We start from the raw sequence: 12,625 nt of genomic DNA, 5'->3' as shown, positions 1-12,625 counted from the left end.
CCCGCCGACGAGGACCTGACGGACCCCGGCGGCGAGGCCTCAACAGAGGCAGAGCCCTAGGCCGAGACCTCCGAGCGGTCGCCGCCCCACAGCGTGTGGAACGAGCCCTCGCGGTCCGTGCGCCGGTAGGTGTGCGCACCGAAGAAGTCCCGCTGCCCCTGCGTGAGCGCGGCGGGCAGCCGCTCCGCGCGCAGCGCGTCGTAGTACGAGAGCGCCGCCGCGAAGCCCGGCGTCGGCACGCCCTGGTGCACGGCCGTGGCGACGACCGCGCGCCAGTCCTCCTGCGCCGCGCCGATCTCCTCGGCGAACTGCTTGTCGGAGAGCAGGCTCGGCAGGTCGCGCTGGGTGTCGTACGCCTCGCGGATCCGGTCCAGGAACGCGGCCCGGATGATGCACCCCGCCCGCCAGATCGCGGCGACGGAACCGAGGTCGATGTTCCAGCCGTACTCCTCGCTGCCCGCCTGGATCTGGTGGAAGCCCTGGGTGTACGAGACGATCTTCGACGCGTACAGCGCCTGCTCGACCTGGTCGGCGAAGCGCGCCGCGTCCGCCTCGGAGAGCGGCGCCGCCGTCGGCCCCGGCAGCGAGCGGGAGGCCTCGCGCAGCCCGGCGTGCCCGGAGAGCGAGCGTGCGAAGACCGCCTCGGCGATACCGGAGACCGGCACCCCCAGATCGAGGGCGATCTGCACGGTCCAGCGGCCGGTGCCCTTCTGCTCGGCCTGGTCGGTCACGATGTCCACGAACGGCTTCCCGGTCGCCGCGTCCGTATGGGCGAGCACCTCGGCCGTGATCTCGATCAGATACGAGTCGAGCCGCCCGGTGTTCCAGGACCTGAAGGTCTCCGCGATCTTCGCGGGGGAGTAGCCGGCCACGGACCGCAGCAGGTGGTACGCCTCGGCGATGAGCTGCATATCGGCGTACTCGATGCCGTTGTGCACCATCTTCACGAAGTGGCCCGCACCGTCCGGACCGATATGGGTCACGCACGGCGCGCCGTCGGGCGCCTTCGCCGCGATCCGCTCCAGCAGCGGGCCGAGCGAGGCGTACGACTCGGCGGAGCCGCCCGGCATGATGCTCGGACCGTGCAGCGCGCCCTCCTCGCCGCCCGAGATGCCCACACCGACGAAGTGGATTCCGCGCTCGCGCAGCTCCCGCTCCCGGCGCCGGGTGTCGGCGAAGTGCGCGTTGCCGCCGTCGATGATGACATCGCCCTCTTCGAGCAGCGGGGCGAACTCGTCGATCACGGCATCCGTCGGACCACCGGCCTTCACCATGATGATCAGCCGGCGCGGGCGCTCCAGCGCCGCGACGAAGTCCGCCGCGGACTCGGCGGCGATGAAGGTGCCCTCGTCCCCGAACTCGTCCACCAGGGCACGCGTCTTCGACACGGTGCGGTTGTGCACCGCGACCGTGAGGCCGTTGCGGGCGAAGTTCCGGGCGAGGTTGCGGCCCATCACCGCGAGCCCCGTGACACCGATCTGGGCTGTTCCACTCATGTCGTGTGCTCCTGGGTATCCGTCGGATGCGCCGCGCGCCACCGGTGAGTCCCGCCGGGAAGCGGTACGTACGGCGGAGCGCGGCCGTTCATCAATCGTCAAGCGGGCCCGGACCGTGCGCATTTCCGGGCCTGTCGCATCGTGCCGTAGTTCTCCGCGTGAGCGCGAGGCGCGCTGTGCGCAGGTGTGACCGGGCTTCCGAATGCCCGCTCCGGTCACGGGAAAAGCGTGTACCGCACCGGGCGCCGAACGGGCGCGTACCGGGCACCAATCGGGCAGCGGCCCGGATGGTTGAACCCCCGATTGCCGAAGTGACCAGGGTAAACGTTCTTGGTGAAACGGGCATGAACGGGCACAGCCAATGTTGCGAAGAAGCTGGTGGCGCCGGGTCCCTTGCTTGTACAAACGACGCATGAGCCCGAACGGGTGCTGAGCCGCAGCAAAGCAGGGAAGTGTGTGGTCGTGGACACCGACGAGCGCCGACGAGAAATCCTTGAGATCGCCCGACGAGACGGGTCGGTGGAGGTCACCGCGCTGGCGGGGAGACTCCGGGTCGCCAAGGAGACGGTACGGCGCGACCTGCACGCCCTGGAGGAACACGGACTCGTACGGCGCACCCACGGCGGCGCCTATCCGGTGGAGAGCGCCGGGTTCGAGACCACCCTCGCCGTACGGACCACCCGGCTCGTCCCCCAGAAGTCACGGATCGCAGTGGCCGCGGCCGATCTCCTCGGAGACGCCGAGACGGTCTTCGTCGACGAGGGCTTCACCCCCCAGCTCGTGGCCGAGGCGCTGCCCCGGGACCGCCCGCTGACGGTGGTCACCGCCTCCCTCGCGGTGGCGACCGCGCTCGCGGACGCCGAGAAGATCGCCGTACTGCTGCTCGGCGGCCGGGTCCGGGGCTCCACCATGGCCACGGTCGACCACTGGACCACCCGGATGCTCTCCGAGTTCGTCATCGACCTGGCGTACGTCGGAGCGAACGGCATATCCCGCGAGTACGGTCTCACCACCCCCGACCCCGCGGTCAGCGAGGTGAAGGCGCAGGCCATGCGGAGCGCCCGGCGACGGGTCTTCGCCGGGATCCACACCAAGTTCGGCGCGGTCAGCTTCTGCCGCTTCGCCGAGGTCGGTGACTTCGAGTCGATCGTCACGGACGCGGGGCTGCCCTCGGCCGAGGCCCAGCGGTACTCACTGCTCGGGCCGCAGGTCATCCGGGTCTGATCCGGTCCTGCCCGCACATTTTTTCGAAACCCGCAATCCCAGGAGAGAACGCCATGCCCCTCCAGCCACTTCAGCCCCTCCAGCAACGACGGCGTCGCGGAAGCCGAAGCGGGATCCAAGCCGCGGTCGCGAGCGCGGCCCTGATGGCCCTGCTCGCGGGGTGCAGCGGCGCGGGCGGCACCTCCTCCTCGGACGGTGACACGCTCAATGTGCTGATGGTGAACAACCCGCAGATGGTCGAGTTGCAGAAGCTCACCGCGGACAACTTCACCAAGGACACCGGGATCAAGGTCAACTTCACCGTCCTGCCCGAGAACGACGTCCGCGACAAGATCACCCAGGACTTCTCCAACCAGGCTGGTCAGTACGACGTAGCCACCATCAGCAATTTCGAGGTGCCCTTCTACGCCAAGAACGGCTGGCTCCACTCGCTCGACGAGTACTCCGCCAAGGACAAGGCCTTCGACCAGGCCGACATACTCAAGCCGCTCCAGGAGTCCCTCACCGCCGAGGACGGCAAGCTCTACGGTGAGCCCTTCTACGGCGAGTCGTCCTTCCTGATGTACCGCAAGGACGTCTTCGCGGCGAAGAACCTGACGATGCCCGCGAAGCCCACCTGGGCGCAGGTCGCCGATCTCGCCGCCAAGGTGGACGGCGCGCAGAAGAACATGCGGGGCATCTGTCTGCGCGGACTGCCCGGCTGGGGCGAGGTCATCGCCCCGCTGACCACGGTCGTCAACACCATGGGCGGCACCTGGTTCACCAAGGACTGGGAGGCGCAGCTCACCTCGCCCGAGTTCACCAAGGCCACCAATTTCTATGTCGACCTGGTGCGCAACCACGGCCAGGCGGGCGCGCCGCAGTCCGGCTACGCCGAGTGCCTCAACAACATGACGCAGGGCAACTCGGCCATGTGGTACGACGCCACCGCCGGCGCCGGATCGCTGGAGGCCAAGGACTCCCCGGTCAAGGGCAAGATCGGCTACGTACCGGCCCCCGTCGACAAGACCGAGAGCTCCGGCTGGCTCTACACCTGGGCCTGGGGCATGCAGAAGGCCTCCACCAAGACCGAGAGCGCCTGGAAGTTCATCTCCTGGGCCTCCAGCAAGGAGTACGAGAACCTCGTCGGCGAGAAGATCGGCTGGGCCAACGTCCCCGCGGGCAAGCGCGCCTCGACCTACGCCAACCCCGACTATCTGAAGGACGCGGCGGCGTTCGCCGAGGTCACCAAGCAGGCCATCGCCAGCGCGAACCCGCGTGACCCGGGCACCCAGCCGCGGCCGACCGTCGGTATCCAGTTCGTCGACATCCCCGAGTTCACCGACCTGGGCACCAAGGTCTCCCAGGAGATCAGCGCCGCCATCGCCGGCAAGAAGTCGGTCGCCGACGCGCTGAAGACCTCGCAGGCTCTCGCCGAGAAGGTAGGCAAGGAGCAGCAGTGAGCACCTCCCTCGGTACTGCCCCCCTCTCCCCGGCCGGCGCGTCGCGCCCCGGAGCGCCCCGGCGCGCCGGCCGGGGGGCCGCCGGCCGGGCCCGCGCCTGGGCCACCCGGGCCCCGCTGCTGCCCGCACTGATCTTCCTGGTCGCGGTCACCCAGTTGCCGTTCGTGGCGACCCTGGTGATCTCGCTCTTCGACTGGAACTCGCTGGCCCCCGACGAGCGCGGCTTCGCCGGACTCTCCAACTACGGCTCGGTGTTCTCCGACGAGAGCCTGCGCGAATCGGTGTTCACCACGGTCCTGCTCACCGCGAGCGTTGTGATCGTCAGTGTGATCCTCGGGCTGCTGCTGGCCCTGCTGCTGGACCGTAAATTCTTCGGCCGCGGCTTTGTCCGTACGCTGCTGATCACCCCGTTCCTGCTGGTCCCGGTCTCGGCGGCGCTGCTGTGGAAGCACGCGCTCTACAACCCCGAGTACGGCCTGTTCAACGGGGCCTGGGCCTGGTTCACCGGACTCTTCGGGGTCTCCAGCCCGGCCCAGCCGGACTGGATCTCCGACATGCCGCTGATCGCGGTCGAGGCGGCCCTCGTCTGGCAGTGGACGCCGTTCATGATGCTCATCCTGCTCGCCGGACTCCAGAGCAGGCCCGCCGAGATCATCGAGGCCGCCAAGCTCGACGGCGCCACCACCTGGCAGACGTTCCGCTATCTCACACTGCCGCATCTGCGCCGCTATCTGGAGCTGGGCGTGCTGCTCGGCTCGATCTACATCGTGCAGAACTTCGACGCGGTCTTCACCCTCACCTCGGGCGGGCTCGGCACCGCGAACCTCCCGTACACCATCTACCAGACCTTCTACCAGGCTCACGAGTACGGACTGGCCTCCGCCGCCGGAGTCGTCGTGGTCATCGGCACGATCGTGATCGCGACCTTCGCCCTGCGTGTGGTCTCGTCCCTCTTCAGTGAGGAGGCGAACCGCGCATGAGCGCACTCTCCGCCCCGCACGCCGCACCGGTCGCCCGGCCCAGGATCGATCCGTACGCACCCGCCGCCCGGCGGGCCAGGCGGCGCTCCGCCGGGCTCGGGCTGCTGGCCTGGATCGTCGGGATCGTCTTCTGTCTGCCGGCGCTGTGGATGCTGCTCACCTCCTTCCACTCGGAGGCGGACGCGGCGACCAACCCGCCGTCCTTCGCCGCCGGACTGACCCTCGACAGCTACCGGGTCTTCTTCGGCGCCGACGGCGGCGCGAGCCCCTGGCCGCCGCTGATCAACTCGCTGACCGCGTCCCTGTTCTCCACGGTGTTCGTGCTCGTCCTGGCACTGCCCGCGGCGTACGCGCTCTCCATCAAGCGGGTGGAGAAGTGGACGGACGTGATGTTCTTCTTCCTCTCCACGAAGATGCTGCCGGTCGTCGCCGGACTGCTGCCGGTGTACCTCTTCGCGAAGAACACCGGGATGCTCGACAACATCTGGCTGCTCGTCATCCTCTACACCTCGATGAATCTGCCCATCGCGGTGTGGATGATGCAGTCCTTCCTCGCGGACGTGCCGGTCTCCATCATCGAGGCCGCACAGGTGGACGGCGCCCGGCTGCCGACCGTACTGGCGCGGGTGGTGGCCCCGGTCGCCGCGCCGGGCATCGCGGCCACCGCGCTGATCTGCTTCATCTTCAGTTGGAACGAGCTGCTCTTCGCCCGGGTGCTCACCGGGGTGACGGCCCAGACCGCACCTGTTTTCCTGACGGGCTTCGTCACCAGCCAGGGCCTCTTCCTCGCCCAGCTCTGCGCGGCGTCCGTCGTCGTCTCCCTTCCGGTGCTCGCCGCCGGTTTCGCCGCCCAGGACAAGCTGGTCCAGGGCCTTTCTCTTGGAGCTGTTAAGTAATGAGGGCAGCGATCGTCGAAGCCGTCGGCAAGGTCTCCGTCACGACGGTGCCCGACCCCGCCCCGGGCCCCCGGGACGTGGTCGTGTCCGTCGCGTCGTGCGGCCTCTGCGGCACCGATCTGCACATTCTCCAGGGTGAGTTCGCGCCCACCCTGCCGATCGTGCCCGGCCACGAGTTCGCGGGCGAGATCGTGGAGATCGGCTCCGACGTCACTGAACTGGCCGTCGGCGACAAGGTCGCCGTCGACCCTTCGCTCTACTGCCACGAGTGCCGCTACTGCCGCGCCGGACGGGGAAACCTGTGCGACCGGTGGAACGCGATCGGGGTCAGCAAGCCGGGCGGCGCCGCCGAGTTCGCGGTCGCGCCGGTGGCCAACTGCGTCAAGCTGCCCGACCACATCGACGTACGGGACGCGGCGCTGATCGAGCCGCTGTCCTGCGCGGTCCGCGGTTATGACGTGCTCAGCTCCACCCTCGGCGCCGAGGTGCTGATCTACGGCTCCGGCACCATGGGTCTGATGATGCTGGAACTCGCCAAGCGGACCGGCGCCGCCGCCGTGGACGTCCTGGACATCAACCCGGACCGGCTGGCGACCGCCGCCAAGCTGGGCTGCTCGCGCTCCGCCGCCTCGGCCGACGAGTTCGACCGGCCGCGCGGCTGGGACGTCGTCATCGACGCCACCGGCAACGCCGCGGCCATCCAGGACGGGATCGGCCGGGTCGCCAAGGGCGGCACCTTCCTCCAGTTCGGTGTCTCCGACTACGCGACGAAGGCGGTCATCGAGCCGTACCGCATCTACAACCAGGAGATCACCATCACCGGCTCCATGGCGGTGCTGCACAGCTACGAGCGGGCCGCCGCGCTGTTCGCCGCCGGGGTGCTCGACCCCGCGGTCTTCATCAGCGACCGGCTGCCGCTGGAGGAGTACCCGCAGGCGATCGAGCGGTTCAAGGCGGGCATCGGGCGCAAGATCGTGGTCGAGCCGTGAGCGGAGCCGCCGTGCGGCCGGGCGCCGTCCTGGTGATGGGGGAGGCGCTCATCGACCTCGTACCGGCACCGGGGGAGCCGCGGACGTACCACGCCGAACCGGGCGGGGCACCCGCCAATGTCGCGGCCGGACTGGCCAGGCTCGGTACGCCGAGCTGGTTCGCGGGCGCGCTCGGCGGCGACGGCTTCGCGCGGATGATCGAGGAGCGGCTGGTCTCGGCCGGTACCGAACTCGGCCTGTGCGCGCGCTCGGAGCTGCCCACCACGCTCGCGGTCGCCGACCCGGGTCCGGACGGCACCAGCTACCACTTCCACCTCCAGGACACGGCGACGTTCCGGCTGCCGGACCACGCGGGCGAGGTGGAGCGCTTCGCGGCGGTGTACGCGGGCGGGGTCGCGGCGGTCGTCGAACCGGCCGCCGAGGCCGTCGCGTCCACCGCGCGCGCCGCCGCCGGGCACACCCTGCTGGTGGTGGACCCCAATGTGCGCGAGGACCGGACGATCGACCCGGAGGCGGGCGGGCGGCGGCTGCGCGAACTGTGCGGACTGGCGCAGGTGATCAAGGCCAGTGACGAGGACGTGGCACGGCTCTGGCCCGGCGCGGACCCCGACGAGACCTGCCGGCGGCTGGCGGGGGAGGGCCGACTGGTGGTGCTCACCAGAGGCGCCAGGGGCAGTACGGGCTACGCCGGATCCGCCGAGCCGGTGTCCGTACCGGCGGTGCCGGTCGAGGTGGTCAACACCATCGGCGCGGGCGACGCCTTCATGTCGGGCGTTCTCAACTGGCTGACCACGACCGGCGCTCACCGCGACGGGGGCGCCGACGCGCTCTCGCGCGACCAGGTGACACGGATGCTGGGCTTTGCCTCGCAAGTGGCCGCCTCGGTCTGTGCCCAGACCGGTACGGAACCCTCGATACCCGCCAGTATCTGAGCGGTTGAGCGTACCCGCCGCGGCCGGGGCCACCGTCCGACCTCCCCAGGACGGTGGCCCCGGCCGTTCACGGCGTGTGAGAGTGCGTCAGGCGGCCCCGCCGGTCCCGCCGTTGGCCGCGCGGATGATGTCCGCGTAGTGGTGGCCGCTGCCCTTGATGGTGCGGCGCTGCGTCTCGTAGTCCACGTGGACCAGACCGAACCGCTTGTCGTAGCCGTACGCCCACTCGAAGTTGTCCATCAGCGACCAGGCGAAGTAGCCGGCGAGCGGCGCGCCCTTCTCCACCGCCCGCGCGCAGGCCGCGAGATGCTCGTCCAGATAGAGGGAGCGCTCCGGGTCGTCGACGGTGCCGTCCGCCCGTATGGTGTCGGGGAAGGCCGAGCCGTTCTCGGTGACGAAGATACGGCGCGCGCCGTACTCGTCCTTCAGGCGCAGCAGAAGCTGCTCCAGACCGTCGGCGTGCACCTCCCAGCCCATGTGGGTGTGGCGGGCGCCCTCCACGTCGACCTGGCGCGCGAAGGGGGCGGGCCCGGTCGGGTCGTCCTGGACGATCTGGCGGAAGTAGTAGTTCAGTCCCAGCCAGTCCAGCGGCGTCGCGATGGTCTCCAGGTCGCCGGGGCGCTGCGGCAGGTCCACTCCGTACACGTCGAGCATGTCCTGCGGGTAGCCGCGGCCGTGGATCGGGTCCAGCCACCAGCGGTTGGTGTGCCCGTCGGCGCGAACGGCCGCCGCGCGGTCCGCGTCGCTGTCGCTCGCCGGCTCGATCGGGCTGAGGTTGTTGACGATGCCGACCCGGGCGTCCGAGGAGGCCGCGCGGATCGCCTGCACGGCGAGACCGTGCCCGAGGTGCAGATGGTACGAGGCGCGCACCGCGGCCGTGAGGTCCTTCAGCCCGGGAGCCATCGAGCCTTCGAGGTGGCCGATCCAGGACGAGCAGAGCGGCTCGTTGAGGGTCGCCCAGTCCTTCACCCGGTCACCGAGCCGCTCGGCGACGGCCGAGGCGTACGCGGCGAAGTGCTCGGCGGTGTCGCGCGAGGGCCAGCCGCCGCGGTCCTGGAGGATCTGCGGCAGGTCCCAGTGGTAGAGCGTGGCGAACGGGGTGATGCCCGCCTCCAGCAGCCCGTCCACCAGCCGGTCGTAGAAGGCGAGTCCCTTCTCGTTCACCGGTCCGTCGCCGCCGGGCACGATCCGCGGCCAGGCGATCGAGAACCGGTACGCGTCCACGCCGAGCTGCTTCATCAGCCCGATGTCCTCGGGCACCCGGTGGTAGTGGTCGCAGGCCACATCGCCGGTGTCCCCGTTGTCGATGGTGCCGGGCGTGTGCGAGAACGTGTCCCAGATCGAGGGGGTGCGGCCGTCCTCGGCCACGGCTCCCTCGATCTGGTACGCGGCGGTGGCGACGCCCCAGGTGAAATCGGCCGGAAGGGCGTTGAGGTCGTTCACGGACTGCCTTTCTGAAGTGGTCACTTGACGGCGCCCGCGGTGAGGCCGGCGACGAGATAGCGCTGGAGGAGAAGGAACCCGACGACCACGGGCACGCTGACGACCAGCGAGGCGGCCATGATCTGGTTCCAGTAGACGTCGTTCTGAGTGGCGTACCCCTGGAGGCCGACGGCCAGGGTCCTGGTGGTGTCGTTGGTCATGACCGAGGCGAAGAGGACCTCGCCCCAGGCCGTCATGAACGCGTAGACGGCGACGGCGACGATGCCGGGCACCGCGGCGGGCACCACGACGCGGAACAGCGCCCGGATGGGCCCGCAGCCGTCCACCATGGCGGCCTCGTCCAGCTCCCTGGGGATCGAGTCGAAGTACCCGATCAGCATCCAGATGGAGAACGGCAGCGAGAACGTCAGATAGGTGAGGATCAGGCCGCCGCGCGAGCCGTACAGCTCGACGCCCGTGGTGTTCCCGATGTTCACGAAGATCAGGAACAGCGGGAGCAGGAAGAGAATGCCGGGGAACATCTGGGTGGACAGCACCGTGACGGTGAAGACCCGCTTGCCGCGGAACCGGTAGCGGCTCACCGCGTACGCCGCGAACACCGCGATCACCACCGAGAGCACGGTCGCCGAACCCGCCACGATCAGCGAGTTGACGAAGTACTTGGCCAGCGGAACGGTCGACCAGATGTCGATGTACGGACGGATCGTGAAGTTCGCCGGGAACCACTCGAAGGTGCCCGACACATCTTCCAGCGGCTTGAGCGAGCTGCTGACCATCACATAGACGGGCAGCAGCGCGAAGGCCGCCAGCAGCGTCAGTACGACGCGGCGCGTCCAGACGAACGACTGCGGCGGTGCGATGGGAGACCTGGGCCTAGCCATTCGAGCCCTTCCTTCCCCGTGAGGTGAGGAGCAGATAGACCGCCGTGACGACCAGCAGGAAGAGCAGCAGCAGTACGGACATCGCGGAGCCGGAACCGAAGTTCCAGGTGACGAAGGACGACTGGTAGATATGGATCGAGATCAGATCCGCCGCTTCCGGTGCCGACTTGCCGAACAGCACATAGGGCGTGTTGAAGTCGTTGAACGTCCAGAGGAACAGGACGAGCACCAGCACCTGGTTGACCGGGCGCAGCGACGGCAGGGTGATCTTGCGGATCTGCTGCCAGATGCCCGCCCCGTCGATGGAGGCGGCCTCGTACAGATCGCGCGGGATGTTCTGGAGCGCGGCCATCAGCATCAGGAACGCGAAGGGCCAGGACTTCCAGAGCGAGACGACGACCAGCGCGATGAAGCTGTTGTTGCCGATCAGCCAGAACGACGGTTTGTCGGTGAGGCCGAGCTGGTCGTGCAGGACGTGATTGATGATGCCGTTGTCGTGCTGGAACATGAACGCCCAGGTGATGACCGCCGCGTAGACGGGCAGGGCGTACGGCACCAGGAAGATCGTGCGCAGTACGTTCCGGCCGCGGAAGTTCTCCTGGAGCATGATCGCCGCCGTCACCCCGAAGAGCCAGGACAGTCCGACGGAGAGCACGGTGAAGGCGCAGGTCACCAGGAACGAGTGGAGCAGCGCCTGCCCGATGGGGGCGTCGAAATCGATGGCGATCTTGTAGTTGTCGAAACCGGCGGAGGGCGAATTGCCCCAGTTCCGGATGAAGAACTGGGTGAGCTGCCGGAAGCTCACCCAGATCCCGATCACCATCGGGATGATGTGGATGAGCAGTTCGAGCACTACCGCGGGCAGCAGCAGGAGATAGGGCAGACCGCCCTGACGGATCCGGTCGGGGATGCGCAGCGGACGGCGTCCGCGCGCACCCCCTTTGTCCGTCTTCTCCGGATTGCCCGCCTTGTGCCCACTGCTGGGTGTCACGGTGGCGGTCATGGGAAGAGCCTCACTGCGCCATCTGCTGCTGGGCCTTGGTCAGGGCCGCCTTGACGGATTCGGTGGTCACCGGCTTGCCGGCCGCCGCGTCGGCCCACAGGCCCTTGACGGCCGCACCGACGGTCGTCTCGAACTGCGACTCGTTCGCGACCTGGGGGAGCGGGGCGGCGCTGGTGGAGAGCGTGTCGCGGAGGACCTTCAGGTCGGGCGCGGCGAACGCGGCGTCGGACTGCGCGGCCTTTACGGGCGGGATCGCGCCGAAGGTCTTGTTGAGCAGCTTCTGCTCGTCGTCGCTCGTCATGAACTTCACGAACTTCTTGGCGCCGTCGACGTTCTTGGTGTTCTTGAACACCGCGATGTTGATGCCCGCGACCATGGAGTTGGTCTGGGTGCCGGAGCCCGGGGCGCCGGACTGGACCGGAACGGGGGCGACGCCCCAGTCCTCGGGCTTCATGCCCTGCGAGGCGAAGGTCGAGGCCGCGGCCTGCCACAGCACCATGGCGGTCTTGCCCTTGGAGAAGTCCTGGAGGGACTGGTTCTGGGCGTACTCCGCGTTGCCCGGAGCGATGATCTTGTCCTTGGCCATGAAGTCGATGTACTGCTTCACAGCGGCGACCGCGCCGTCGGAGGTGAAGGTCGGCTTGCCCTCCTTGTCGAAGAAGTCGACGCCGTGCTGCTTACCGAGGGCAAAGACCTGGTGGATGTTGTTGGAGTTGTTGCCGCCCTCCGCGCCCAGCGCCCACTTGCCGTCCTTGGAGATCTTCTTGCCGTCCGCGACCAACTGGTCCCAGGTGGCGGGCGGCTGGGTGATGCCGGCGTCGGCGAACATCTTCTTGTTGTAGTAGAGCGCGTACGCCAGCGAGTACAGCGGCACGGCGGCGGGGTCCTGACCCTCCGCACCGGCCGAGGCGACCGCCGACTCGACGAAGCGGTCCCGGCCGCCGATCGCGTCGAAGTTCTTCTGGTCCCACGGCAGCAGCGCGCCCGTGGCCTGCAGCGAGGCCGACCAGGTGTTGCCGATGTTCAGCACGTCGGGGCCCTGACCCGAGGCGGTGGCGGCGAGGATCCGGTTGAGCAGATCGGACCAGGGGATGACTTCGAGCTTGACCTTGATCCCGGTCTGCTGCTCGAACTTCTTCAGTTCGGGCGTGAGTATCTTCTTGTCCGCCTCGATGTTGGGCCCCTGGTTGGATGCCCAGTATGTCAGGGTTTTGGGCGATTCGTTACTTCCGCCGTCACTGGAGGAACCGCCGCCGCAGCCGGTGACGGCCGTGAGGGCGCTGACGATGGCGACTGCTGCTGCGGCTCTGATGGTGCGCATGTGGGATGGCCCCTTTCC

At 68.8% G+C, this 12,625-nt stretch carries 11 protein-coding genes; 6 read left to right on the top strand and 5 right to left on the bottom strand.

Annotated features, from left to right (window positions below):
- Positions 1 to 56: 56 nt before the first annotated feature.
- A complete protein-coding gene (gene gndA / locus ACFU9P_RS03225) occupies positions 57 to 1,496 on the bottom strand; it encodes an NADP-dependent phosphogluconate dehydrogenase (protein ID WP_376374700.1) in 1,440 nt (479 codons plus the stop codon).
- Between the two features lie 462 nt (positions 1,497 to 1,958).
- On the opposite strand from gndA, the gene ACFU9P_RS03220 reads away from it, so the two are divergent.
- Genes ACFU9P_RS03220 through ACFU9P_RS03195 form a run of 6 tightly spaced genes read left to right on the top strand, consistent with a single transcriptional unit; the run spans position 1,959 to position 7,959 of the window.
- Positions 1,959 to 2,720, top strand: a complete 762-nt coding sequence (locus ACFU9P_RS03220; protein ID WP_046502102.1) for a DeoR/GlpR family DNA-binding transcription regulator — start codon at positions 1,959 to 1,961, stop codon at positions 2,718 to 2,720.
- Positions 2,721 to 2,773: 53 nt separating this feature from the next.
- Positions 2,774 to 4,162, top strand: coding sequence for an ABC transporter substrate-binding protein (locus ACFU9P_RS03215; RefSeq protein ID WP_384077476.1), 1,389 nt, complete (start codon positions 2,774 to 2,776; stop codon positions 4,160 to 4,162).
- Positions 4,159 to 5,142, top strand: a complete 984-nt coding sequence (locus ACFU9P_RS03210; protein ID WP_376374707.1) for a carbohydrate ABC transporter permease — start codon at positions 4,159 to 4,161, stop codon at positions 5,140 to 5,142. Before ACFU9P_RS03215 ends, ACFU9P_RS03210 begins: the two co-directional genes overlap by 4 nt.
- Entirely contained in the window at positions 5,139 to 6,038 is a 900-nt protein-coding gene (locus ACFU9P_RS03205; protein ID WP_376374710.1) for a carbohydrate ABC transporter permease, read from the top strand. The genes ACFU9P_RS03210 and ACFU9P_RS03205 overlap by 4 nt, the downstream gene beginning before the upstream one ends.
- Positions 6,038 to 7,027, top strand: coding sequence for a zinc-dependent alcohol dehydrogenase family protein (locus ACFU9P_RS03200; RefSeq protein ID WP_376374712.1), 990 nt, complete (start codon positions 6,038 to 6,040; stop codon positions 7,025 to 7,027). Before ACFU9P_RS03205 ends, ACFU9P_RS03200 begins: the two co-directional genes overlap by 1 nt.
- A 35-nt stretch (positions 7,028 to 7,062) precedes the next feature.
- Positions 7,063 to 7,959, top strand: a complete 897-nt coding sequence (locus ACFU9P_RS03195) for a PfkB family carbohydrate kinase (protein WP_384077907.1) — start codon at positions 7,063 to 7,065, stop codon at positions 7,957 to 7,959.
- Between the two features lie 87 nt (positions 7,960 to 8,046).
- Here the strand turns inward: ACFU9P_RS03195 and ACFU9P_RS03190 are convergent, their stop codons facing one another.
- From ACFU9P_RS03190 to ACFU9P_RS03175, 4 genes are read right to left on the bottom strand one after another with little or no spacing between them, the layout of a single operon-like run.
- Positions 8,047 to 9,402: a GH1 family beta-glucosidase gene (locus ACFU9P_RS03190; protein ID WP_384077473.1), complete on the bottom strand. Its 1,356-nt coding sequence runs from the start codon at positions 9,400 to 9,402 to the stop codon at positions 8,047 to 8,049.
- A 20-nt stretch (positions 9,403 to 9,422) separates the two neighbouring features.
- On the bottom strand, positions 9,423 to 10,283 hold the full coding sequence (locus tag ACFU9P_RS03185; protein ID WP_376374717.1) for a carbohydrate ABC transporter permease: 861 nt from the start codon (positions 10,281 to 10,283) through the stop codon (positions 9,423 to 9,425).
- Positions 10,276 to 11,286 carry a carbohydrate ABC transporter permease gene (locus ACFU9P_RS03180; RefSeq protein WP_376374720.1) on the bottom strand — a complete coding sequence of 337 codons (1,011 nt, stop codon included), beginning with the start codon at positions 11,284 to 11,286 and terminating at the stop codon, positions 10,276 to 10,278. The genes ACFU9P_RS03185 and ACFU9P_RS03180 overlap by 8 nt, the downstream gene beginning before the upstream one ends.
- A gap of 10 nt (positions 11,287 to 11,296) precedes the next feature.
- A complete protein-coding gene (locus ACFU9P_RS03175) occupies positions 11,297 to 12,607 on the bottom strand; it encodes an ABC transporter substrate-binding protein (protein WP_376374723.1) in 1,311 nt (436 codons plus the stop codon).
- Positions 12,608 to 12,625 lie beyond the last annotated feature (18 nt).

Origin of the sequence: Streptomyces sp. NPDC057617 (assembly GCF_042800555.1) — a bacterium.
Classification (GTDB): domain Bacteria; phylum Actinomycetota; class Actinomycetes; order Streptomycetales; family Streptomycetaceae; genus Streptomyces.
This window is presented reverse-complemented; position numbering and strand designations above follow the sequence as displayed.